The organism is Rathayibacter tanaceti (assembly GCF_001634385.1).
GTDB classification, from domain to species: domain Bacteria; phylum Actinomycetota; class Actinomycetes; order Actinomycetales; family Microbacteriaceae; genus Rathayibacter; species Rathayibacter tanaceti.
The window spans coordinates 14528-38037 of sequence record NZ_LIIN01000004.1; the positions used below are offsets into that span (position 1 = coordinate 14528).

Consider the following 23510-nt stretch of genomic DNA (forward strand, 5'->3'; position numbering starts at 1 on the left):
CGCTCCTCTCGGCCGGGAGAGCACACCGACCGAGCCCGCACCCTCATCGAGCCCGGGGAGGCGCACGCCAGAGGCTTCCCCGTCCGGGCCTCGGAGCCGATCCAGAGACCGACCCCCGCAGCAACAGCACGGATCGCGCTCCGTGCCCTTCAGTCCTGCACAGCGAGGAGCTGCGTGTCGGTGGTCGCGCGTGCCGCCGGGTGCCCGCCGATGGTGCGGCCGCCGCGGCCGCCGCTCTTGGTACGGACCTCGATCCACTTCGCGAGGCCGGAGAGGAGGAGGCAGATACCGATGTAGATCGCGCCGATGACGATGGCCGCCGGAATGATCGGGCTGTCCAGGCTCGACTGGTTGCCGAGGTAGCGCGCGTAGTAGAGCAGTTCGTTGTACGTGATGATCGAGCCGAGCGCCGTGTCCTTGAGGGCGACGACGAGCTGGGCGATGATCACGGGCAGCATCGAGCGGATGGCCTGCGGGAACAGGATGAGCCGCATCACACCGGCTTTGCGCAGCCCGATCGCGTAGCCCGCCTCCTTCTGGCCGCGCGGGAGCGCTTCGATGCCGGCGCGGAAGATCTCGGAGAAGACGGAGCCGTTGTAGAGAGTGAGCGCGATCACGACGGCGAGGTACGGGCTGAGCTTGAGTCCCGCGAACGGCAGGCCGTAGTACATCAGCATCATCAGGATCAGGACGGGGATCGCCCGGAAGAGCTCGATGAAGAGCGTGACCGGGATGTTCACCCAGCGGCGGTCCGAGAGGCGGCCGATCGCCAGGACGAGACCGAGGACGAGACTGGCGACTCCGGCGGTCGCGAAGGCGGCGAGTGTCTGGCCGAGCGCAGCTCCGATGCTCTGCCATACCAGCGGGTAGCCGAACGCACGCCACTTCGAGGCGCTGAACTGGCCGGACTCCGCGAAACGCCAGATCACGAAGGCGAGGAACGCCGCGATCACCAGAACGACCACCGCGCCGATGATGCGATTGCGGGCGATGGCCCGCGGACCGGGGTTGTCGAAGAGGACGGAGCTCATCGGGCGACCCTCCACTTCTTCTCGAGCTGACGTTGGACGAGTGAGAGCAGGGTGACCAGGACCACGAAGACCAGGGCGACCCAGAGAACGACGATGAGGCTGTTCTCGCCGCGCTCGTTGAGCACGCGGACGATTGTGCCCGCCTCGGCGACGGAGAAGCCGGCCGCGACGGTCGTGTTCTTCAGCAGGGCGATCAGCACGCTCATCAGCGGAGGGATCACCGAGCGGAAGGCCTGGGGCAGCACGACCTGGGTCATGGTCAGGCCGAAGTCGAGGCCGATCGCCCGTGCGGCCTCCGCTTGCCCGATCGGCACCGTGTTGATGCCGGACCGCAGGACCTCTGCGACGTAGGTCGCGGTGTAGAGGCTCAGAGCGCAGATCGCGAGGTTCGTGTAGTCGACGTCCGGCAGATCGAGCTTGGGATACCCGAACGCGAAGAAGAACATCACCAGGGTCAGCGGGGTGTTGCGGATGGTGTTCACGTAGACCGTGCCGACCGCGCGGGCGATCGGGATGGGCGAGACGCGCATCGCGCCGACCACCGTGCCGATCAGCAGAGCGAACACCAGCGAGACGCTGAAGAGGATCAGGGTGTTGCCGAAGGCCGGGACGTAGACGTCGAGGTTGTTCAACAGGACATCCATACGGCGGGCCCTTCTGTCGGATCGTTCAGGTGGTCGAGGGAGGAGGAGACCCCCGGACGGCGCGGACGCCGCCCGGGGCGCCTGCTAGTAGTCGTCGACCGACGGCTGGGTGACGGTCGTGCCGGACTGTCCGAGCGTCTCGTCGTAGATGGTGCTCCAGGTGTCGCCACCCTCGGTCAGCATCGTGTTGATGAAGTGGCGCAGCGCGTCGTCGTCCTTGGCCAGGCCGATGCCGTACAGCTCGGTGCTGAAGGGCTCGCCGACGACCTTGAGCTCGTCGGGCTTCTGCGCGGCGTAGCCGATCAGGATCGCGCCGTCGGTGGTGACGGCGTCGACGGTGCCGTCCGAGAGGGCGTCGACGCACTGCGAGTACGTGTCGAACTCCTCGGTCTTCACCTCGGGGTAGTTGGTGCGGATGTTCTGGATCGGGGTCGATCCGGTCGCCGAGCACACGGTGGTGTCCGCGCTCAGGTCGTCCGGCCCCGTGATCGAGTCGTTGTCGGCTGCCACCAGCAGCTGCTGTCCGGTCTCGAAGTAGGGTCCGGCGAAGCCGACCTGCTCCTTGCGCTTGTCGGTGATCGAGTAGGTGCCGACGTAGTAGTCGATGTCGCCGTTGACGATCGAGGCCTCGCGGTTCGCGGAGGGGATCGAGGTGTAGTTGATCTTGTCCTCGGAGAAGCCGAGGGATGCCGCGACCCACTTGGCGATCTCGATGTCGAAGCCGGAGCGCTCCCCGGTCGCCGCGTCGAGGTAGCCGAGACCGGGCTGGTCCTCCTTGACGCCGATGGTGATGGAGTCGTCGGCCTTCATCGACTCGAACGTCGGGCTGCCCTCGACCGTCACGTCCGAGGCGACCTCGTAGGAGGAGCCTCCCTCGGAGCCGGAGCCGGCCGAGCCGGAGTCACCGGCGCAGCCGGCGAGAGCGAGAGTCGCTGCTGCGAGTCCCGCGGTCATGAACATGAGCTTCGTGCGCATGATCGTCCTTCCTGGGGTGTGGCCCGCCGGGGCGGGCGATGTCGGATCGACCTCCGGAGGTCCGGGGCCCGATCTGTCGGATGGCTTCTGGTCGCGCCGGGACTAGTGCGTGATGAGCTTCGAGAGGAAGTCCTTGGCCCGGTCGGTGCGGGGCGCCGTGAAGAAGGACTCGGGGTCGGTGTCCTCGAGGATCTCGCCGTCCGCCATGAACACGACGCGGTCGGCGGCCTTGCGGGCGAAGCCCATCTCGTGGGTGACGACGATCATCGTCATCCCGTCCTTGGCGAGCCCGACCATCACGTCGAGCACCTCGTTGATCATCTCGGGGTCGAGGGCCGACGTCGGCTCGTCGAAGAGCATGACCTTGGGCTTCATCGCGAGGGCGCGCGCGATGGCGACCCGCTGCTGCTGGCCGCCGGACAGCTGGGCGGGCGTCTTGGATGCTTGGTGTCCGACTCCCACCCGGTCGAGCAGCGCCCGGGCCTGAGCCTCGGCCTCCTTGCGGGGCAGCTTGCGCACCTTGATCGGACCGAGCGTGACGTTCTCGAGGATCGTCTTGTGCGCGAAGAGATTGAATGACTGGAAGACCATGCCGACATCGGCGCGGAGGGCGGCGAGGCCCTTTCCCTCCTCGGGAAGGCGCTGGCCGTCGATCGAGATCGTGCCGCCGGAGATGGTCTCGAGCCTGTTGACGGTCCGGCACAGGGTCGACTTGCCGGACCCGGAGGGGCCCAGCACGACGACGACCTCGCCGCGATGGACCGTGAGATCGATGTCTTTCAGCGCCTGGAACTCGCCGTAGTGCTTCTGCACACGCTCGAGGACGACGAGGGGTTCACCGGCGGGAGCGGCGGAGCGCTCGTCCTGGGGGGCTGCAACCATGCCGTCAGAGAAGCACACGGGGATGGGCCGGTCAAATCATGAGGGAATTCTTAACCCAAGGGTAACAACCCACTCGTTCTCCAGCTTCGCGACGCCCTGGCGCCGGATCCTCTCAGGAACGGAGCGCAAAGGCGCTCTCGTAGAGGCAAACCGAGGCCGCGGTGGCCAGATTGAGCGATTCCGCCGCTCCGTAGATCGGCACCGCGACGACACCGTCGACGAGCTCGAGCGAGTCGTCCTCCAGCCCTCGGGCCTCGTTGCCGAACACCCAGACCGTCGGCTGGGCGAGGTCGCCCCGCGCGCGCACGTCGAGCAGATCCTCGCCCTTCACATCGGCCGCCACGGAGCGCAGACCCACGGACCCCAGGCGCTGGAGGACGTCGGCGAGATCAGCGCCGACAGCGACCGGGAGGTGGAAGAGCGATCCCGTGGTCGAACGCACCACCTTGGGGTTGTAGAGGTCGACGGAGCGGCCGGACAGCACGACGGCGTCGGCACCGGCGGCATCGGCGGCGCGGATGATCGTGCCGAGGTTGCCGGGGTCGCGCACCTCTTCGAGAACGGCGACCAGGCGCGGCTCCGAGGCGACGACGTCCTTGAGCGAGGTCGGGAACTGGCGGCAGACCGCGACGAATCCCTGCGGAGTGACCGTGTCGGCCATCGCATCGAGGACGTCCTCCGTGACGTACTCGATCTCGACGGCCGCATCCTCGGCCGCCGCGACGATCTCGGGGTGCCTTTCGAGGGCCGTCGGGGTCGCGAAGGACTCGACCAGCAGCTCCGGCCGGTACTGCAGCGCCTCCGCCACCGCCTGAGGGCCTTCCAGGAGGAAGAGCCCCGTCTCCTGCCGAGCCGGGCGCCGGGTGAGCTTCGCCACGGAGCGGACGCGGGGAGAACGGGGATTGTCGAGCATGCCGCGAGCCTATCGGCGGGGCCCTTCCGCACCCGGCAGACACGTCGCGCGGGAGGGACGCGGCCGGGAACGACGGAGGGGGCCTCGACCTCTCGGTCGCGACCCCCTCCGGGAGGCTCAGCCGACTACGCGGCCTTCGGGGCCGAGGTGTCAGCGGGCAGGGCGCTCTTCGCTGTCGCCACGAGCGAAGCGAAGGTCGCGGGCTCGGTCACGGCGAGGTCCGCGAGGATGCGGCGGTCGACCTGGACTCCGGCCAGGGCGAGGCCCTGGATGAAGCGGTTGTAGGTCAGGCCGTTCGCGCGGGACGCGGCGTTGATGCGCTGGATCCAGAGACGACGGAACTCGCCCTTCCTGGCTCGGCGGTCGCGGTACGAGTAGACGAGGGAGTGGGTGACCTGCTCCTTCGCCTTGCGGTAGAGGCGCGAACGCTGCCCACGGTATCCCGAGGCGCGCTCGAGGATGACGCGACGTTTCTTGTGGGCGTTGACCGCCCTCTTCACTCTTGCCATTGCTGTTTCTTCCTATCGATCCTGGTCGGTGAGGTAGCGGACTGCGTGGGCAGTGAGCTACAGACCGAGAAGCTTCTTGGCGACCTTCGCGTCCTGCGGAGCGAGGACCTGGTCCTGGTTGAGGCGGCGGGTGCGGACGCTGGACTTCGACTCCAGGTTGTGACGCATACCGGCCTGCTGCTTCATGACCTTGCCGGAGCCGGTCACCTTGAAGCGCTTCTTGGCACCCGAGTGGGTCTTCATCTTGGGCATGTTCTCTCCTTGTGAACGTCACACCGCGCACAGCGGGGCGAAACCGGTGCCCCACGAACGGGGCGTTCACCGGCCCCGAGGCCGGGGCGGCGAAGTACTAGACGGACTCGGCCTCGGCCGTGTCCTCGGGGGTGTTGGCCTCTCGGCGAGCGGCGCGGACCGCATTGGCCTCGGCCTTCGCCTCGGACTTGTTCTTCAGCGGGCCGATGACCATCACCATGTTGCGACCGTCGATGGTCGGGGTGGACTCGACCTGGCCGAACTCGGCGACGTCCTCCGCGAAACGCTGGAGGAGGCGGACGCCCATCTCGGGGCGGGACTGCTCGCGACCGCGGAAGAGGATCATCGCCTTCACCTTGTCGCCGGCCTTGAGGAAGCCCTCGGCGCGCTTGCGCTTGGTCTCGTAGTCGTGCTTGTCGATCTTCAGACGGAAACGAACCTCCTTGAGGATCGTGTTCGCCTGGTTACGACGGGCTTCCTTGAGCTTCTGCGCCTGCTCGTACTTGAACTTGCCGTAGTCCATGATCTTGGCGACGGGCGGCTTGGAGTTGGGGGCGACCTCGACCAGGTCCAGGTCTGCGTCCTGCGCGAGTCGCAGAGCGACCTCGATCTTGACGACGCCGACCTGTTCTCCGGCGGGACCCACGAGGCGGACCTCGGGGACGCGGATACGGTCGTTGGTACGGGGATCGCTGATTGCGTTTCTCCTCTGATCTCGGTGAGTGCAGCTGCGCTGCCGGAGTCTTCTCCAGTGCACCCGAGAGAGGTGATCGTCCCGTCCGTGTCGCGCATGCAACACGGCACTCGCACCCTGTGACGCGGTTCCCGAGGCGGACCTCGGGAGCCGCAGCCCTGCCGCCACCGGTCTGGTCGACCGTCGGAGGCGGAGTGCTTCTAACCCGGTAACCTTGTGAAGCGGTCAAGCGCGGGTGGGAGAATCTCCACTTTCGAACCGAGGACATGCCTCGGAGCCCGGACAACCATAGCAGACCTGCAGCCCACGCGACAGCGCGGACCCGGCCGCAGTGCATGCTGTCGTGTGCGCCCCGCGACCCCTCTACGCACGGACGACGAACGAAGGACCCATGGCTCAGCACGACGACGACTACGCACGACGCTTCGGCGACGGCGGGAACGCCTCCGACGAGGACGCCGCCCGCGATATCGCGGAGGTCCCGGCCGTGGAGATCATCACCACGGCGGCCGTGCACCTCATGAGCGCCGCCGCCGTGAAGTGCGGACTCGCCGACGAGCCCGGAGCACAGGTCGACCTCGACGAGGCCCGCAAGCTCATCAACGCACTCGCCGGGCTCGTCACCGCCGGTGCACCCGACATCAGCGACATGCACGCGCGGAGCCTCCGCGACGGGCTGCGCACTCTCCAGCTCGCCTTCCGCGAGGCCTCGCCCATCGCCGACCCGATCGGCAAGGGTCCCGGCGAGAAGTGGACCGGCCCGGTCACCTGACTCCGGGTCAGGAGGCGGAGGCGAGCTGCAGGGTCAGGGAGTCGACTCGTGCGGCCACGACCGCATCGGCCGCCCACCGCTCGCCCAGGCGGGCGATCAGGGCGCCGAGCGCCTCCTGATCGAGTCCCGGTCGTAGGTGCAGCACGACGACGAGTTCCGGCCCGGTGAGCCGCTGCGCCGGGTCGCCCGCGCGGACGTCGAGCGACGCGACGATCGGCTCCCCCGCCGCGCCCGCGCGCAGCGCGTCGATCACGTCCGGGTCGTCCGCCGAGGGACGCCAGTCGCCGCCCTCGGCGATCGACCACAGCGCCGGACGCCGCACCGCGAACTCCCGCTCCGATCCCGGGTCGAGGACCATCACCTCGGTGCCCTCCGCGACGGCGGCCAGAGCCGCGCGGCGGCCGTCCACCGGGACCGGACGGGCGAAGGGGTCCCACCGCCGCATGCTGTCGACTCCGCTGAAGACGGGGAGGACCGTGCGGCCATCGGGGCCCGCCACCGTGACGATCGCGAGCTCCTGCGTCTTGTCCGCCCGAAGACCCGCTGTCCCCTCGCCTTCCTCGCCGACGCGGGCGACCAGGGGGATGAGCAGCCTGGACGTGCGCAGCGCGTCGATGACGGCCTCCGGACCCCGCGATCCCTCGGCGAACTCGTCGAGCGCCGCGACCAGCGCCTCCGGAGCGCTGCCGTCATCGGCCGGCGCCGCGCTCGGTTCGAAATGCCGGCCGGCCCACGGAGCCCCCGCGGAGTCGGTCAGGTGCGCCGGGAGCGGCCGGGGCTCACTCGGATGCGACATCCAGCGCCTCCGCGAGCGTGAACGCGCCCGCGTACAGCGCCTTGCCGATGATGGCGCCCTCGAGGCCCTGCGGGACGAGATCGCGCAGAGCAGCGATGTCGTCGAGGTTCGAGACCCCGCCCGAAGCGATGACCGGTCGGTGCGTGCGCGCCATGACCTGCTCGAGCAGCTCGAGGTTCGGACCCTTGAGGGTGCCGTCCTTCGTGACGTCGGTGACGACGTAGCGGGTGCAACCCGCCTCCTCCAAACGATCGAGGACGTGCCAGAGGTCGCCGCCCTCCTTCGTCCAGCCGCGGGCCGCGAGGGTGGTTCCGCGCACATCGAGGCCGACCGCGATCTGATCCCCGTACTGAGCGATGACGCTCGCCGCCCACTCCGGGTTCTCGAGAGCCGCCGTACCGAGATTGATCCGCTTGGCGCCGGCGCTCAGTGCCGACTCGAGGCTGCGGTCGTCGCGGATGCCGCCGGAGAGCTCGACGTTGACGCCCTTGACCTGGCGGATCACCTTCTTCATGATGCCGTGGTTGTCGCCCCGGCCGAAGGCGGCGTCGAGGTCGACGAGGTGGATCCACTCGGCGCCCTGGTCGGCCCAGTCGCCGGCGGCGTCGATCGGGTCGCCGTAGTTGGTCTCGGTTCCCGCCTCGCCCTGGGTGAGTCGCACGGCCTTGCCGCCGGCCACATCGATAGCGGGCAGGAGGACCAGGCCCGGGGCCTTCGTGAACTCGCTCATCGTCATCCTCAGTCTCGGATCCGCTGCCGGCCGCGGGAGGCGCCGACCACCGGCCGATCCTAGTTCGTGCGGAGGGTGCCCAGCCAATTGGCGAGTAGGCGCAGCCCGGCAGCGCCGGACTTCTCGGGGTGGAACTGCGTCGCCGAGAGCGGCCCGTTCTCGACGGCCGCGATGAACGGCCCGCCGTGCTCGGCCCAGGTCACCGCGGGCCGGGGGAACGGCGGCATCACCTCGAGCGACCACTCCCGCGCACCGTAGGAGTGCACGAAGTAGAAGCGCTCGTCGGCGATCCCCTCGAACAGCAATGAGCCCTCGGGAGCGGAGACGGTGTTCCAGCCCATGTGCGGCACGACCTCCGCCGGCAGGAGATCGACCGTTCCCGGCCACTCCCCCAGCCCCCGGCTCTCGACACCGCGCTCGACGCCGCGCTCGAAGAGCACCTGCATCCCCACGCAGATCCCCAGCACAGGTCGCCCGCCGGCGAGCCGCGTCTCGATGATCTCGCCTCCGCCCGCACGGGTGAGGGCGGACATCACCGCGTCGAAGGCACCGACACCCGGCACAAGGAGGCCGTCGGCCTCGAGCGCGCGCCGACGGTCGCCTGTCAGCTCGACGTCCGCTCCCGCGAGCTCGAGCGCCTTGACGGCCGAGTGCACATTGCCCGAGCCGTAGTCGTAGACGACGACCGACGGGCGGGCCGGGCTCACAGAGCGCCCTTGGTCGACGGAACGCCGGAGACGAGCGGGTCCAGCGCCTTGGCCTGGCGGAAGGCGCGCGCGAAGGCCTTGAACTCGGCCTCGGCGATGTGGTGCGGGTCGCGTCCGCCGAGCACGGTCACGTGCACGGTCAGACCGGCGTTGAAGGCGATGGCCTCGAAGACGTGACGGACCATCGAGCCGGTGAAGTGCCCGCCGATCAGGTGCAGAGCGAAGCCCTCCGGCTCGCCGGTGTGCACGAGGTACGGGCGCCCGGAAATGTCGACGACAGCCTGGACCAGTGCCTCGTCGAGCGGGACCAGCGCGTCGCCGAAACGCGAGATCCCGGCCTTGTCGCCGAGGGCCCGACGGATGGCGGTGCCGAGCACGATGGCGATGTCCTCGGCCGTGTGGTGGATGTCGATCTCGATGTCGCCCTGTGCGCGAACCCGCAGGTCGGTGAGCGAGTGCTTCGCGAAGGCGGTCAGCAGGTGGTCGAAGAACGGCACGCCCGTCTCGAGGTCCGCGACGCCGGTGCCGTCGAGGTCGAGCGAGAGCTCGATACGCGACTCGCTGGTGGCGCGGCTGAGAGAGGCTGTGCGCCCGGGTGCGGCGCTCGGGGGGGTCATGCCCCCAGTCTATTCGCGCGCGAGGACCGCTCCCGGGAGAGCGCTCACTCCCGGGAGAGCGCCACGGCCGCGGCCGCCGCCGGCGCCGGCAGCGAGCCGAGCGCCTCCAGGAACGCCGTCGTCTCGGCCTCCGTGCCGGCGCTGACGCGCAGGTGCCCGGGTATGTCGACGTCCCGGATGAGGACTCCGCGGGCGAGCAGCCCCTCGAAGACGGCCGCCGGATCCTCCACTCCGCCGAAGAGGACGAAATTGCTGCCGGTCGCGTGCGGACGGTACCCCAGCTCTCGAAGGCCGGAGACCATGCGGTCGCGCTGCTCGATGATCTCGCCGACCATAGCGAGCATCTCCTCGGCGTGCGCGAGCGCCGCGGTCGCCGCGGCCTGCGTCAGCGCGGACAGGTGGTAGGGGAGCCGCACCAGCCGCAACGCGTCGACGACGGCGGGGTCCGCCGCGAGGTAGCCGAGGCGGACGCCCGCGAAGGCGAAGGCCTTGCTCATCGTGCGTGAGACCACGAGGCGCGGCCGACCGGGCAGGAGGCTGAGGGCCGTCGGCGCCTCGCGCCCGGCGAACTCGGCGTACGCCTCGTCGACCACGACGACTCCCTCGGTAGCCTCGTAGACGGCCTCGATCGTCGCGAGATCGAGCGGCGTGCCGGTGGGGTTGTTGGGTGCGCAGAGGAACACGATGTCCGGACTGACGCGTCGGACCTGCTCCGCCGCGTACGCCGCCCCGATCGCGAAGTCGGCCTCACGCTCGACAGGGATCCACTCTGTGCCGCTGCCGGACGCGAGGATCGAGTACATCGAGTAGGTCGGCGCGAAACCGAGCAGCGAGCGGCCCGGTCCGCCGAAGGCCTGCAGCACGTGCTGAAGAACCTCGTTCGACCCGTTCGCCGCCCAGACGCCGTCAGCGGTGACCCCGTGGCCGAGGTACCCGGCAAGCGCCTCGCGCAGCTCGCGGAACTCGCGATCCGGGTAGCGGTTGACCGTGCGGAGCGCCTCAGCGACGCGTTCCACGATGTCCGCGATCACTCCGTCGGGAATCGGATGCGTGTTCTCGTTGACGTTGAGGGCCACGGGCACGAGGGCCTGCGGGGCACCGTAGGGGTGCTTACCCCGGAGATCGTCGCGGAGGGGAAGGTCATCGAGTGTGGTCACCCCGAGATGCTATCGGGGGGCACGACGCGAACTCGAGGGGCCGACCCGCTCAGCGCCCGGTCTCGTAACGTGCCGGGATCGCGAGGCGCTGACCCGGCTCGAGGCCGGCGCTCGAGAGCTGGTTGAGAGAGAGGATGTCGTCGACCACGTCTCGGGGATCGTCATGGGGAGCGAGCTCCTCCGCGAGCGACCAGAGCGACTGCCCCGCATGCACGGTGACGTACTGGAACTCGACTCCGGCGGGGTCGCCCGACGCCACCGCTCCGCCTCCGTTGAGGCCGAAGACGAAGGCACCCGCCACGATCGGCAGAGCCCCCAGAATCGCGACGACGGCACGGCCGCGCCGCGTCAACCTCAGGTGCGTGCGGGCGACGAGCGCACCCTCTTCGAACGACGGCGTCGCGAACGCGGGCTGCGCCGTGCTGGAGTGCAGCGTGGTCATGAGCTGTGCGGTCATGTGATCGCTCCTTTCACCAGGATCCGGGGTGGCCCTCGGCCGGGAGGGCCACCCCGAACGCCTGTACCGAACATATCTTCGAGTCACGCGTTCGTCAAGTGACGTGCACGCGGCATCCGTACTAGACCTGCGGCGCGACACACTCGAACGAATGTTCCGCTCCGCGGCTCCCGACGGATACAGTTTCGAGAGCCTGGTTGCAGTACAGCAGCGACCACCGACATTCGACGTCGGCTCGTGACCGGGCGGGCGCGCACGCGGCGTGCGCGCCGAGAGAGGGAGCATCGTGAGCGACGCGCAGAGGGCCGGGACCTCGGCCGCCAAGACGAAGTCGGCGGCAGGCCGGCGCCGAAAGAATCTGAGTGCCAAGCAGCTCGCGATCCTCGAGGCGATCCAGCGCTCGGTGTCGAGCCGCGGCTACCCGCCGAGCATGCGCGAGATCGGCGACGCAGTCGGGCTCGCCTCACTCTCGAGTGTGACCCATCAGCTCAATCAGCTCGAGCTCAGCGGCTACCTCCGCCGCGACCCGAACCGCCCGCGCGCTCTCGAGATCCTGATCGATGTGCCGAGCTCGACCGAGGACGACGGGTCCTTCGAGTCGACGGCGACAGTCGGCGACGCGGCGATGGTGCCGCTCGTCGGGCGGATCGCCGCCGGTGTGCCGATCATGGCCGACCAGCAGATCGATGAGGTCTTCCCGCTCCCCCGCCAACTCGTCGGCAAGGGCGAGCTCTTCATGCTCAAGGTGGTCGGTGAGTCGATGATCGACGCGGCCATCTGCGACGGCGACTGGGTCGTCGTCCGCTCGCAGCGCACCGCCGAGAACGGCGAGATCGTTGCGGCCATGCTGGACGGCGAGGCGACCGTCAAGGTGCTCCGCCAGCGCGACGGCCACACCTGGCTGCTTCCCCGCAACTCCAACTTCGAGCCGATCCTCGGCGACGAGGCCGAGGTGCTCGGCAAGATCGTCGCGGTCCTGCGCTCGGTCTGAGCGGCCCGGACGAGAACGGGGTCGATCGGCGTGTAGCCGACCGACCCCGTTCTCATCGCCCCTCCCCTCAGACCGCCGCGGTCTGCACGAGCGAAGAGCGTGCAGCGGCCGCCGCGATGACCATCGCCCGTAGCGACGCGACCGTCTCGGCGTAGCCGCGCGTCTTCAGACCGCAGTCCGGGTTGATCCAGAGCTGGCGAGCCGCGATCGATGCCAGCGCGGTGGCGACGAGCTCGGAAAGCTCTTCACTGCCGGGAACCCTCGGCGAGTGGATGTCGTACACCCCCGGGCCGATCCCCCGCGCGAAGCCCGAGCGCTCGATGTCGCCGACGACCTCCATCCGCGAGCGCGCCGCCTCGATACTCGTGACGTCCGCGTCGAGCCTGTCGATCGCGTCGATCACCACGCCGAACTCGGAGTAGCAGAGGTGCGTGTGGATCTGGGTCGCCGGAGCGGCTCCCCCGGTCGCCAAACGGAACGCACCGACCGACCACTCCAGGTAGTGCGGCTGAGCCCCCGTCTCGAGCGGCAGCAGCTCGCGCAGGGCAGGCTCGTCGACCTGCACGATTCGGATCCCGGCCTGCTCGAGATCGGCGATCTCGTCCCGCAGCGCGAGAGCGACCTGATCCGCCGTCTCGGCGAGCGGCTGGTCGTCGCGCACGAACGACCATGCGAGGATCGTGACAGGCCCGGTCAGCATGCCCTTCACCGGCCGATCGGTGAGTGACTGCGCGTACCGAGACCACTCGACCGTGATCGGCGCGGGGCGGGCGACGTCCCCCCACAGCAGTGAGGGCCGAGTACACCGGCTGCCGTACGACTGGACCCATCCGTTCCGGGTGACCGCGAATCCGTCGAGGTTCTCGGCGAAGTACTGCACCATGTCGTTGCGCTCCGGCTCCCCGTGCACCACCACGTCGAGGCCGATCTCCTCCTGGAGCCGCACGACCCGTTCGATCTCGGCGCGCATCCGCTCGACGTACTCGCCGGACGAGAGGGCTCCCCGACCCGCCGCCGCCCGCGCGGTTCGGATCTCGCGGGTCTGCGGGAACGAGCCGATCGTGGTCGTCGGCAGCACGGGAAGGCCGAGCGCTTCCTTCTGCGCCGCTCGGCGCTCCGGGGCCGGAGCTCGGTGACGGTTCTCGGGCACCAGGGTCGCTGCGCGGCTGCGGACGGAGCCGTCCCGCACTCCAGGCGCGTTCCGCCTGTCCTCGAGGGCGGCGGCCGCGGCGGCGAGCTCGCTCCCGATGGCACCGCGTCCCTTCTGCAGCCCCCGGGCGAGCACCGCGATCTGCTCGACCTTCTGGTCGGCGAAGGCGAGCCAGGAGGCGAGCCGCGGGTCGAGGTCCGGCTCGTCGGCGACGTCGTGGGGCACATGGAAGAGGGACGTGGAGCTCGAGACCGCGAGGTGGGCGGCGATCGGCCGCAGCGCCTCCGCCCGCTCGAGAGCGGCTGACAGGTCACCGCGCCAGACGTTGTGACCGTCGATCACCCCCGCGACGAGCACGGTGCGGTCAAGACCGGGAACGTGCTCGGGGGCGGAGCCCTTGACCAGGTCGAGGCTCACCGCCTCGACACCGGCCGAGACGAGCACCGGGAGGGCGTCACCGAGGCTGCCGTACGGCGCGGCGACGAAGATCGCGGGGCGATCCTCCGCCTCCGACAGCAGTGCGTAGGCCTCCTCGGCGGCGGCCAGCACTCGTTCGCGGGAGACACCGAGCGACTCGGAGACCAGCGCAGGCTCGTCGAGCTGCACCCAGTCGGCGCCGGCGGAGCGGAGCCGGGCGATCAACTCCCGGTAGACGGGGAGGAGATCGGCCAGGCGGGACAGCGGCTCGAAGCCCGCGGGCGCCCTGTCGCTCGGCTTCGCGAGCAGGAGGTAGGTGACCGGTCCGACCAGCACGGGACGCGTCCGGAACCCCGCTGCACGCGCCTCCTCGACCTCGCGCACCCGACGGTCGTCGGCGAGCGAGAACGCGGTCTCCGGTCCGATCTCGGGAACGAGATAGTGGTAGTTCGAGTCGAACCACTTCGTCATCTCGAGCGGTGCGCGCTCGCCGTCCCCTCTCGCGAGGATGAAGGACCCGGCGAGGTCGACAGCGCCGTCGACCACGAGATCCGCGAAACGCTCAGGGATCGCGCCGACCGCGAGCGTCGTGTCGAGCACCTGGTCGTAGAACGAGTGCGCCTCGGGGATCGACGAGTCGTCACGACCGAGTCCGAGGGAGTGCAGACGCCGGCGAGTCTCGCTGCGCAGGGCGGCGGCCTCCACCTCCAGCTGGTCGGCGGTGATCGTGCCCGACCAGAAGCCCTCGACGGCCTTCTTCAGCTCGCGACGGCGCCCGATGCGGGGGTAGCCGAGGACGGTTCCGGTCGGGAAGGCAGATGTCGTGCTCATGCGGTTCGCTCCTGGAGTGACGGGGTGGATGGAGGGAGGGCGGTCGGGCGGGACGTGGAGCCGGGCAGTAGCCCGCTCTCGGCCAGCACGGCCAGCACCGGCTCGTGACGGTTGAAGGCGTAGAGGTGGACGGCCGGCGCGCCGCCGTCGACGAGTGTGCGGACGAGTCGGGCGGCGTGGTCGACTCCGATGCGGCAGCGTGCCTCGTCGTCGGGCTCAACATCGAGGGCGATCGCCAGCTCGGCCGGCACGTCCTCCCCGCTCAGCTCGAGCATGCGGCGCAGTCGAGCGGGGCTCGTCACCGGCATCACGCCCGGAACGATCGGCATGCGCAGACCAGCAGCACGCGCGCGATCGACGAAGCGAAGGTAGTCCTCAGCATGGAAGAAGAGCTGGGTGAGAGCGAAGGACGCGCCCGCCGCCTCCTTCGCGAGCAGCACATCGATGTCCTGGGTACGCGAGCGGGAGCGAGGGTGCCCGTTGGGGAACGCCGCGACCGCGACCTGCGCGTGCGGCCGAGCGGACACCTCCACCCGTTGGGCGTGGGGCAGGCCGGGCACCGGCAGCGCTCCATAGGGCTCCCGCTCGGCCTGGACCCGGTGGATGAGCTGCACCAGCTCGGCGGCGCTGCCGAGTTCACCGAGGAACGGCTCCCCCTCGGCAGCGTCGGCGGGAGGGTCGCCGCGCAACGCGAGGAAACGGGTCACCCCGGCCTCGAGGAACTCGCGAACCAGGCGGCTCGCCTGCGCAGGAGTGGAGCCTGCGCAGGTCAGGTGCGCGAGCGCCTCGGTGCCCGTGTGCTCGCGCACGTACCGCAGGATGTCCAGTGACGCGCCTCGCGAGGAGCCTCCTGCACCGTAGGTCACCGACACGAACGAGGGTCCGGCCGCGGCGAGCCGGTCGACGGTCCTCGTCAGTGCGGCAGCACCCCCGGACGTCCGCGGCGGATAGATCTCGAACGAGAAGGGGACGCTCGGACACGCGGGATCCGCAGCTGTCCCTGATCGGTGCACTGACACGGCTGTGCCCTCCGTTCCTCGGCCCGGTCCCCGCGAGGGGTCGGCTGGGTTCGGGCGGGTGCCGGGCTCGGCTGTCGCTCCGTGCGCCGGATGGCGCCTCGCGGATCAGAGTAGGAAGGCAGCGGGGTGGCGTCGAGGTCCATGACGATCTGTGAACCGGCGTGACGCCGTGTGTCGCGCCGGGATGCACGAAGCGCCCGCCTCGACGAGACGGGCGCTTCGAGTGCGGATCAGGCCTCGACTGCCGCGGGCGGCGCGGCGAATCGGGCGAGGGAGCCCGCGAGATCGGCGTGCACGAGGGCGCTCACTCGCGTGCCGCCCTCGACGTACTGCGTCGAGAGGATCCGGCCGCTGCGGTGGAGATTCGAGATCACGTCACCGCGGTCGTAGGGCACGAGCAGATCGATCTCGACGTCCGGCTCGGGCAGGATCCCGGCGATCCTCGCCTCCAGCTCGTCGATCCCCTCGCCGCTGCGCGCCGACACGAAGACCGCGTCCGGGGCGAGCCCCCGGAGCACGAGGCGCGTGCCCTCGTCGACCAGGTCGGCCTTGTTGAAGGCGATGATCTCGGGGATGGTACGCGCACCGACCTCGCCGATCACGTCGCGGACCGTGGCAATCTGCCCCGCGGGGTCGGGGTGCGACGCGTCCACCACGTGGACGATCACATCGGAGTCGGCCACCTCCTCGAGCGTCGAGCGGAACGCCTCGACCAGCTGATGCGGCAGCGCGCGGACGAAGCCGACCGTGTCGGCCAGCGTGTACAGGCGTCCGTCACTGGTCTGCGCCTTGCGGACGGTCGCGTCGAGGGTCGCGAACAGGGCGTTCTCGACCAGGACGCCCGCGTGCGTCATCCGGTTGAGCAGGCTCGACTTGCCCGCGTTGGTGTACCCGGCGATCGCCACCGACGGGACGGAGTTGCGCTTGCGATTGGCGCGCTTCGCCTCCCGGGCCGGCTTCATCGCGGTGATCTGCTTGCGCAGCCGCGCCATGCGCGTGTGGATCCGGCGGCGGTCGAGCTCGATCTTGGTCTCACCGGGACCGCGCGAGCCCATGCCTGCGCCGGCGCGACCTGACCGCCGGCCTGGCGGGACATCGACTCGCCCCATCCGCGGAGTCGAGGGAGGAGGTACTCGAGCTGCGCGAGCTCGACCTGCGCTTTGCCTTCGCGGCTCTTGGCGTGCTGGCTGAAGATGTCGAGGATCACCGCTGTACGGTCGATCACCTTCACCTTCACGACGTCTTCGAGGGCTCTGCGCTGGCTGGGGGCGAGCTCGGTGTCGGCGACCACCGTGTCGGCGCCGAGCGCCGCGACGAGGGCTGCGAGCTCCTGCGCCTTGCCCTTGCCCAGATAGGTGCTCGGGTCGGGGTGCGGGCGCCGCTGCAGCAGCCCGTCGAGGACGGTCGCCCCAGCGGTCTCGGCGAGGGCGGCGAGTTCGTGCAGAGAGTTCTCCGCATCCTCGAGGGAGTTCTGCGAGTACACGCCGATCAGGACGACGTTCTCGAGTCGCAGCTGACGGTACTCGACCTCGGTGACGTCCTCGAGCTCGGTGGAGAGGCCGGCGACGCGACGCAGAGCTTGCCGGTCATCGCGATCGAACTGCTCGCCGTCGCTGTTCTCGCCCTCCTGGCCGGTGCTCTGCAACGCCTGGGCTCCGCCCGCGACGAAGCGCGAGTACCCTGCCGACCGCGACTGCGCGTTCGCCAGGACCCTCGAGACGACGTCGACGCCCTCGGTCGTGCCGGTCTCGTTCAGGTCTTCCGTCATCCGGATAACACTAACTCCTCAGGTGTTGATAGGTTCACTTCTCATGGCCGCCGAGCACTACTTCTCGAGTACTCCTGACGGTGATCTCAAGCCCCGCAGGATCCCGGTCCGCCTGGCCGGTCGCGACCTCGAGGTCACGACGGCCGGAGGGGTCTTCAGTCCCGGCCACCTCGATCTCGGCACCCGTGTCCTGCTGAGCGCTGTTCCGGATGCTCCCGCCGACGGCGACCTGCTGGACCTCGGCTGCGGCTGGGGGCCGATCGCTCTCGCGCTCGCCCTCGGCTCCCCCGACGCCCGGGTGTGGGCGGTCGATGTCAACCAGCGTGCGCTGGAGCTCGTTCGTCGCAATTGCGACGAACTCGGCATCTCTACCATCAACGCGGTGCTGCCCGAGGATGTTCCCGAGGACATCAGCTTCCGCACCATCTGGTCGAACCCGCCGATCAGGATCGGTAAGGAGGAGCTGCACCTGCTGCTCGAGCGCTGGCTTCCCCGCCTCGAGGAAGGGGCCGACGCCTGGCTCGTCGTGCAGCGCAACCTCGGCTCCGACTCGCTCCAGAGCTGGCTCGAGCAGGCGTTCACAGGACGACTCGACGTCGAGCGCTCCTCCTCCGCGAAGGGCTTCCGGGTCCTCCGGACCACCCGACTCGACTGAAGCGGCGTCGGCCGGTCAGTCGATGCGGATGGTGCCGGTGAAGACGAGCTCGGCCGGGCCGGAGAGGCCGACGTGCTCGCCCTCCTCGGTGGCGAACATGCTGACGCCCAGCACGCCGCCCGGCACCTCGACGCGCCAGGACTGAGGCGCACGGGCCCCTGCCCAGTAGCGCACGGCCAGGGCCGCCGCGGCCGCACCGGTGCCGCAGCTCAGCGTCTCGCCGCTGCCGCGCTCGTGCACCCGCATGCGGATGCGGCCGATGCCGTCGTGCACGAGGGGCTCACCCGGCACCACGAACTCGATGTTGGCGCCGTCGGCCGGCTCGGGCTCGAGCTGCGGGATGTAGGTGAGGTCGGCCGAGTCGAGTTCCTCGTCGTTGCTCAGCGCCACGACGACGTGAGGGTTGCCGAGGTCGATCCCGAGACCCGGACGCGCGACCTTCAGCTCCTTCGCCCGGACGAGCGGCTCGCCACCGGCGAGCTGCCAGCGTCCCAGGTCGACCTGGAAGCCGGCGCCACTGCGGGTCACATCGCGGACCCCGGCACGGGTGCCGATGGGCAGAGTGTCGCCGGGTTCGAGGGAGGCGAGACCACCGGCGAGGAGGAAGGCGGCGTACACGCGGATGCCGTTGCCGCACATCTCGGCGACCGATCCGTCGGCGTTCCGGTAGTCCATGAACCACTCCGCCTCGCTCTCCTCCGCGAGCGCGACGGCCCCCTCGGGCAGTGCTCGCGAGCGGACGGCCCGGATCACTCCGTCGGCGCCGACGCCGAAATGGCGGTCGCAGATCATCGCGACCTGCGCGGGCGAGAGCTCGACCTCACCGTCGGGGTCGCTGTAGAGCACGAAGTCGTTGCCGGTGCCCTGGCCCTTGGTGAAGTGCAGCTCGATGGTCATGGCGCACAGCCTAGCGAGGAGCCGCAACGGCGACCTGGGCGGCGGCGCGCGCTCGCGCCGCGAGGTCGGGGGCGTCGTACGGGAGGCGGTGCGCGCCCGCGTACCGCCGGAACCAGCTGTTCTGCCTGCGGGCGTATCGGCGCGTGAGCGCCTGGGTGGCCGCTATCGCCTCCTGCTCGGTCAGATCGCCCGCACGCTGTGCCAGGGCCTGGGCGTAGCCGATCGCGCGGCCCGCGGTGACGCCCCGCTCGATGCCGCGAGCGACGAGACCCTCGACCTCCTCGAGCATGCCACCGGCCCACATCCGTTCGACGCGGCGGTCGAGGCGCCGCACCAGCTCGTCGCGCGGCGCTTCGAGGAGCAGGATCGCCGCCGACCGCCACGCGAGGGGGTCGTCGGACATCAGGCCGCTGTGCGTGCTTCCGCCGTTCAGCTCGGCGATCTCGAGGGCTCGGATGATCCGCCGCGCGTTGTGCGGGCCGATCCGCTGGGCGACGGCGGCGTCGATCCTCCGCAGCCGCTCCGTAAGGACGCCGAGGCCCTCCCGTTCCGCCGTCTCTTCCAGCCGTCGGCGGACCTGCGGGTCGGTTCCGGCGAAGGAGAACTCGAAGAGGACGCTCGAGACGTAGAGTCCGGAACCGCCGACAAGGATCGGCGTCCCACCCCGCGCGAGGATCCCCTCGATCGCGGCCCGCGCCTCGCGCTGGTAGCGAGCGACCGAGGCCTCCTCCGTGACGTCGAGCACGTCGAGCAGGTGGTGCGGCACGCCCCGGCGCTCGTCAAGCAGAAGCTTGGCGGTGCCGACGTCCATGCCGCGGTAGAGCTGCATGGCGTCGGCATTGACGACCTCGGCCGACCCGCCGTCCGCGCACACCGACTCCGCGAGGTCGAGGGAGAGCTCGGACTTACCCGTACCGGTGGCGCCGACGATCGCGATCAGCTGGGGAACGCGAGCCGCAGGATCAGCGCTCGCCATCGGCGGCGTCGTAGATCGGCGTCGTCAGGGTGCTGCTGCCGCGGACCCGGAGCGACGGCAGACCGAGCGAGACCCGGGGCGCCGGGCGCACCGACAGTTGCGGGCGCTCCGCACGACTCGGTCTGCGCGCGATCCCAGGCGTCGCCTGCGCGCGTGCGACGGATCGTCAACGGCGCACCGTCCGGCGAATCGGCCAGCAGGTAGAAGGGCGCAGCGCGAGTGACGAGCACCGAGACGACATCGCCGGGGCGGGGCCGCTCGGAGCCGGTCGGCACGTCGAAGTGGACGAGGCGGCTGTCCTCCGCCCGCCCGCTCAGCCGACGGGTCTCGGTGTCGCGGCGGCCCTCGCCCGTAGCGACGAGGACCTGGACCTGGCGGCCGACGACCGCGCGGTTCTCTTCTTCGCTGATCGCGTCCTGCAAGGCGACGAGGCGCTCGTAACGCTCTTGCACAACGGCCTTGGGGATCTGGTCGGGCAGGCCCGCTGCGGGGGTGCCGGGTCGGATGGAGTACTGAAAGGTGAAGGCCGAGGCGAAGCGCGCCTCCGCGACCACGCGGAGCGTCTCCTGGAAGTCCTCCTCGGTCTCGCCGGGGAAGCCGACGATGATGTCGGTGCTGATGGCGGCATTCGGGATGCGCGCCCGAACGCGGTCGAGGATCCCGAGGAAGCGGTCGGAGCGGTAGGAGCGCCGCATCGCCCGCAGGATGCGGTCGGAACCGGACTGCAGCGGCATGTGCAGCTGCGGCATCACGGCCGGGGTCTCGGCCATCGCGTCGATCACGTCATCGGTGAAGGCGGCGGGATGCGGGCTGGTGAAGCGGATGCGCTCGAGCCCGTCGATGGTGCCCGCCGCGCGCAGCAGCTTCGAGAACGCCTGCCTGTCACCGAACTCGACACCGTAGGAGTTGACGTTCTGACCGAGGAGGGTCACCTCGATCGCGCCGTCGTCCACGAGCGCCTGGATTTCCGCGAGGACATCGCCCGGACGGCGGTCCTTCTCCTTGCCGCGCAGCGAGGGCACGATGCAGAAGGTGCAGGTGTTGTTGCAGCCGACCGAGATCGACACCCAGCCGCTGTAGGTGGAGTCGCGCTTGGTCGGCAGGGTAGACGGGAAGACGTCCAGTGATTCGAGGATCTCGAGCTGTGCTTCGTCGTTGTGCCGCGCGCGCTCGAGGAGGCTGGGCAGAGCGCCCATGTTGTGCGTGCCGAAGACGACGTCGACCCAGGGGGCTCGTTCGAGGATGACGTTCTTGTCCTTCTGCGCGAGGCAGCCTCCGACGGCGATCTGCATCCCCTCGTGCCGCCGCTTGACCGATGCGAGGTGCCCGAGGTTGCCGTACAGCTTGTTGTCGGCGTTCTCACGCACGGCACAGGTGTTGATCACGACGACATCGGCCTCCACCCCATCCGCCGGAACGTAACCGGCCGCTTCGAGGGAGCCGCTGAGGCGCTCGGAGTCGTGGACGTTCATCTGGCACCCGAAAGTGCGGACCTCGTAGGTCCGAGGCCGGGAGTCGGCGACGGAGGACGGGGCGGTACCGGGCGTGCTCATGGAGTGGGATTCTACGCGCCGTGCCGCGCCCTCCGGCCCGGGGACGCTCACCGGAAGCGGACGCCCGAGCCGGAAGAGCGAACGGTCTCGCGCACAACGCGCTGAACCAGCGCTCCCGCATAGCCGCGGCGGGCGAGGAAGCCCGTCAGCCGGCGCTCGGCGACCTCGTCCGAGAGTGAACGCAGGCTGGGAAGACGCTTGCGAGCCAACTCGAGAGCCGTACGGTACTCGTCGTCGCCGTCGAGCTCGTCGAGCGCCGATGCGATCGCGTCAGGATCGAGCTTGCGACTGCGCAGCTCCTGCTGGATGGAGGAGCGGCCCAGCTTCTTGCGGTCGCGCAGGGACGCGACGAGCTGCTCCGCCATCCGGAGGTCGTCGAGGTAGCCGAATCGGGTGAAGCGCTCGACGATGTCCACCGCGTCCTTCTCGGCGACGCCCTCGGTGTAGAGGCGGGCCTGGACCTCGGCGACCGAAAGGCTCTTGCGGGAGAGCCCTCGCACGATGCGGTCAGCGACCTGCTCGGGATCGATCTCCTCCCGCTCGACCTCGTCGGAGTCGACCCAGGAGGAATCATCCGGGGCGCCCTCTTCTCCGACAGCGTCGAACGCAGGTGCCCGCCGAGCGACGTGGGCCGAGAGCTCCGCGATCCGCTCCGAGGAGGCGAGGCCGGGCAGAGACCGTGCCTCGCCCTCACCGCCCGACCTCGGCGACGAAACGGCCGGACTCTCCCGGTCGACGGGATGCGCGGTCGCCGAGTCCTGATCGACCCAGGGCAGGAAGGCCACCGGACGACTCCCGGCTCCTTCCGTGGCCTCATCGGGCACGGGCTAGGCGCCCTTGCGTACGGGCTGCTTGGTCTCGATCGCGACCGGAGCGGCCTCGACGGCCGCGTTCGAGTCGGCGATCACGCCGAGCTTCACCAGGAGGCGCTTCTCGATCTCGGCCGCAACATCGGGATTGTCGATGAGGAACTGACGAGCCTTCTCCTTTCCCTGGCCGAGCTGGTCGCCGTCGTAGGTGTACCAGGCACCGGACTTGCGGACGATCTCGTGCTCGACACCGAAGTCGATGAGGCTGCCCTCGCGCGAGATGCCCACGCCGTAGAGGATGTCGAACTCGGCCTGCTTGAAAGGCGGCGCCATCTTGTTCTTGACGACCTTGACGCGGGTCCGGTTGCCGACCGCCTCAGTGCCGTCCTTCAGCGTTTCGATGCGCCGGATGTCGAGGCGGACCGAGGCGTAGAACTTGAGCGCCTTACCGCCCGCGGTCGTCTCGGGGCTGCCGAAGAACACGCCGATCTTCTCGCGCAGCTGGTTGATGAAGATCATCGTGGTGTTCGTGGTGTTGAGCCCACCGGTGAGCTTGCGCAGCGCCTGGGACATGAGCCGGGCCTGGAGGCCGACGTGCGAGTCGCCCATCTCACCCTCGATCTCGGCGCGCGGCACGAGGGCCGCGACCGAGTCGATGACGATCAGGTCGATCGAACCCGAGCGCACCAGCATGTCGGCGATTTCGAGAGCCTGCTCGCCCGTGTCGGGCTGCGACACGAGGAGCGAGTCGATGTCGACGCCGAGCTTCTTGGCGTACTCGGGGTCGAGCGCGTGCTCCGCGTCGATGAAGGCAGCGATGCCTCCGTTGCGCTGGGCGTTGGCGATGGCGTGCAGGGTGAGGGTGGTCTTACCGGAGGACTCGGGGCCGTAGATCTCGACGATGCGGCCGCGGGGCAGCCCACCGATGCCGAGTGCTACGTCGAGCGCGATGGAACCGGTCGGGATCACCTCGACGGGGGCGCGCTCATCGCTGCCGAGGCGCATGACAGCGCCCTTGCCGAACTGGCGGTCGATCTGGGCGAGTGCAGTCTCGAGGGACTTCTCGCGGTCGGAGGAACTGGGCATGGCCGTCTCGCTCTCGTGTTCGTGGTGGTGCCGCCTACAGGCTGTCGCGACATGCCGGTGGCTGTCGGAGTGACAGTGCCGGCCGGCTGCGACAAGACGGTGAAGCAGATCCGTTCAGGTGTCTCCGACGGTACGACCGACCACCGACATCGGGGCCGTGCGAGAGCGACTCCGTGGAGACGGAGCCGATCCTGCTTCTGTGGAGGAGCCTAGACCCGTTCG

At 69.7% G+C, this 23510-nt stretch carries 23 protein-coding genes and 2 pseudogenes; 3 read left to right on the plus strand and 22 right to left on the minus strand.

Going from position 1 to position 23510, the window contains the following annotated elements:
• Positions 1-149: 149 nt before the first annotated feature.
• The 8 genes from ACH61_RS01020 to infC form a co-directional block, all read right to left on the minus strand.
• Positions 150-1031 (minus strand): amino acid ABC transporter permease, encoded by an 882-nt coding sequence (locus ACH61_RS01020; protein WP_068207591.1) that lies wholly within the window; start codon positions 1029-1031, stop codon positions 150-152.
• Positions 1028-1675 carry an amino acid ABC transporter permease gene (locus tag ACH61_RS01025; protein ID WP_068207481.1) on the minus strand — a complete coding sequence of 216 codons (648 nt, stop codon included), beginning with the start codon at positions 1673-1675 and terminating at the stop codon, positions 1028-1030. Before ACH61_RS01025 ends, ACH61_RS01020 begins: the two co-directional genes overlap by 4 nt.
• Positions 1676-1759: 84 nt before the next feature.
• Positions 1760-2650: a glutamate ABC transporter substrate-binding protein gene (locus ACH61_RS01030; protein WP_132505639.1), complete on the minus strand. Its 891-nt coding sequence runs from the start codon at positions 2648-2650 to the stop codon at positions 1760-1762.
• A 102-nt stretch (positions 2651-2752) separates the two neighbouring features.
• The gene (locus ACH61_RS01035) at positions 2753-3532 is read right to left on the minus strand and encodes an amino acid ABC transporter ATP-binding protein (RefSeq protein WP_068207593.1); all 780 of its coding nucleotides are present in this window, start codon (positions 3530-3532) and stop codon (positions 2753-2755) included.
• A gap of 112 nt (positions 3533-3644) precedes the next feature.
• Positions 3645-4445, minus strand: a complete 801-nt coding sequence (locus tag ACH61_RS01040; RefSeq protein WP_068207486.1) for a TrmH family RNA methyltransferase — start codon at positions 4443-4445, stop codon at positions 3645-3647.
• 125 nt (positions 4446-4570) lie between these two features.
• Positions 4571-4954 (minus strand): 50S ribosomal protein L20, encoded by a 384-nt coding sequence (rplT, locus tag ACH61_RS01045; protein WP_068207490.1) that lies wholly within the window; start codon positions 4952-4954, stop codon positions 4571-4573.
• Between the two features lie 57 nt (positions 4955-5011).
• Entirely contained in the window at positions 5012-5206 is a 195-nt protein-coding gene (rpmI, locus tag ACH61_RS01050; RefSeq protein WP_055793295.1) for a 50S ribosomal protein L35, read from the minus strand.
• Between the two features lie 97 nt (positions 5207-5303).
• On the minus strand, positions 5304-5852 hold the full coding sequence (infC, locus tag ACH61_RS01055) for a translation initiation factor IF-3 (RefSeq protein ID WP_374952931.1): 549 nt from the start codon (positions 5850-5852) through the stop codon (positions 5304-5306).
• A 439-nt stretch (positions 5853-6291) separates the two neighbouring features.
• On the opposite strand from infC, the gene ACH61_RS01060 reads away from it, so the two are divergent.
• Positions 6292-6672 carry a DUF1844 domain-containing protein gene (locus tag ACH61_RS01060; RefSeq protein WP_068207492.1) on the plus strand — a complete coding sequence of 127 codons (381 nt, stop codon included), beginning with the start codon at positions 6292-6294 and terminating at the stop codon, positions 6670-6672.
• Between the two features lie 7 nt (positions 6673-6679).
• On the opposite strand, the gene ACH61_RS01065 is transcribed toward ACH61_RS01060, so the two are convergent.
• Genes ACH61_RS01065 through ACH61_RS01090 form a run of 6 tightly spaced genes read right to left on the minus strand, consistent with a single transcriptional unit; the run spans position 6680 to position 11136 of the window.
• The gene (locus ACH61_RS01065; RefSeq protein WP_068207495.1) at positions 6680-7468 is read right to left on the minus strand and encodes an SseB family protein; all 789 of its coding nucleotides are present in this window, start codon (positions 7466-7468) and stop codon (positions 6680-6682) included.
• Positions 7452-8198, minus strand: a complete 747-nt coding sequence (gene priA / locus ACH61_RS01070) for a bifunctional 1-(5-phosphoribosyl)-5-((5-phosphoribosylamino)methylideneamino)imidazole-4-carboxamide isomerase/phosphoribosylanthranilate isomerase PriA (protein WP_068207599.1) — start codon at positions 8196-8198, stop codon at positions 7452-7454. Before priA ends, ACH61_RS01065 begins: the two co-directional genes overlap by 17 nt.
• Before the next feature lie 59 nt (positions 8199-8257).
• A complete protein-coding gene (hisH, locus tag ACH61_RS01075) occupies positions 8258-8905 on the minus strand; it encodes an imidazole glycerol phosphate synthase subunit HisH (RefSeq protein ID WP_068207497.1) in 648 nt (215 codons plus the stop codon).
• On the minus strand, positions 8902-9522 hold the full coding sequence (gene hisB, locus ACH61_RS01080) for an imidazoleglycerol-phosphate dehydratase HisB (RefSeq protein ID WP_068207500.1): 621 nt from the start codon (positions 9520-9522) through the stop codon (positions 8902-8904). The genes hisH and hisB overlap by 4 nt, the downstream gene beginning before the upstream one ends.
• Before the next feature lie 44 nt (positions 9523-9566).
• Positions 9567-10679: a histidinol-phosphate transaminase gene (locus ACH61_RS01085; RefSeq protein ID WP_068207503.1), complete on the minus strand. Its 1113-nt coding sequence runs from the start codon at positions 10677-10679 to the stop codon at positions 9567-9569.
• Between the two features lie 49 nt (positions 10680-10728).
• Positions 10729-11136, minus strand: coding sequence for a LysM peptidoglycan-binding domain-containing protein (locus ACH61_RS01090; protein ID WP_236713479.1), 408 nt, complete (start codon positions 11134-11136; stop codon positions 10729-10731).
• Positions 11137-11422: 286 nt separating this feature from the next.
• Between ACH61_RS01090 and lexA the strand changes: the two genes are divergently transcribed.
• Positions 11423-12127 (plus strand): transcriptional repressor LexA, encoded by a 705-nt coding sequence (gene lexA / locus ACH61_RS01095; RefSeq protein WP_082844917.1) that lies wholly within the window; start codon positions 11423-11425, stop codon positions 12125-12127.
• A gap of 67 nt (positions 12128-12194) precedes the next feature.
• On the opposite strand, the gene metE is transcribed toward lexA, so the two are convergent.
• The 3 genes and pseudogenes from metE to hflX all read right to left on the minus strand — a co-directional run bounded on the left by metE (position 12195) and on the right by hflX (position 17312).
• Positions 12195-14525 carry a 5-methyltetrahydropteroyltriglutamate--homocysteine S-methyltransferase gene (gene metE, locus ACH61_RS01100; RefSeq protein WP_068207506.1) on the minus strand — a complete coding sequence of 777 codons (2331 nt, stop codon included), beginning with the start codon at positions 14523-14525 and terminating at the stop codon, positions 12195-12197.
• A complete protein-coding gene (locus ACH61_RS01105) occupies positions 14522-15544 on the minus strand; it encodes a methylenetetrahydrofolate reductase (protein ID WP_236713480.1) in 1023 nt (340 codons plus the stop codon). Before ACH61_RS01105 ends, metE begins: the two co-directional genes overlap by 4 nt.
• A gap of 230 nt (positions 15545-15774) precedes the next feature.
• Positions 15775-17312, minus strand: a pseudogene (gene hflX, locus ACH61_RS01110) (GTPase HflX).
• Positions 17313-17355: 43 nt separating this feature from the next.
• On the opposite strand from hflX, the gene ACH61_RS01115 reads away from it, so the two are divergent.
• A complete protein-coding gene (locus tag ACH61_RS01115; protein WP_068207510.1) occupies positions 17356-17967 on the plus strand; it encodes a class I SAM-dependent methyltransferase in 612 nt (203 codons plus the stop codon).
• 15 nt (positions 17968-17982) lie between these two features.
• Here ACH61_RS01115 and dapF read toward each other — a convergent pair whose 3' ends face one another.
• The 5 genes and pseudogenes from dapF to recA form a co-directional block, all read right to left on the minus strand.
• Positions 17983-18864 carry a diaminopimelate epimerase gene (gene dapF, locus ACH61_RS01120; RefSeq protein WP_068207512.1) on the minus strand — a complete coding sequence of 294 codons (882 nt, stop codon included), beginning with the start codon at positions 18862-18864 and terminating at the stop codon, positions 17983-17985.
• Positions 18865-18874: 10 nt separating this feature from the next.
• Positions 18875-19840, minus strand: coding sequence for a tRNA (adenosine(37)-N6)-dimethylallyltransferase MiaA (gene miaA / locus ACH61_RS01125; protein ID WP_068207515.1), 966 nt, complete (start codon positions 19838-19840; stop codon positions 18875-18877).
• Positions 19827-21393 (minus strand): annotated as a pseudogene (gene miaB, locus ACH61_RS01130) (tRNA (N6-isopentenyl adenosine(37)-C2)-methylthiotransferase MiaB). The gene miaA and the pseudogene miaB overlap by 14 nt, the downstream one beginning before the upstream one ends.
• Positions 21394-21440: 47 nt before the next feature.
• Positions 21441-22178 carry a regulatory protein RecX gene (locus ACH61_RS01135; protein ID WP_158286134.1) on the minus strand — a complete coding sequence of 246 codons (738 nt, stop codon included), beginning with the start codon at positions 22176-22178 and terminating at the stop codon, positions 21441-21443.
• A 42-nt stretch (positions 22179-22220) separates the two neighbouring features.
• Positions 22221-23288 (minus strand): recombinase RecA, encoded by a 1068-nt coding sequence (gene recA / locus ACH61_RS01140; protein ID WP_068207518.1) that lies wholly within the window; start codon positions 23286-23288, stop codon positions 22221-22223.
• Positions 23289-23510 lie beyond the last annotated feature (222 nt).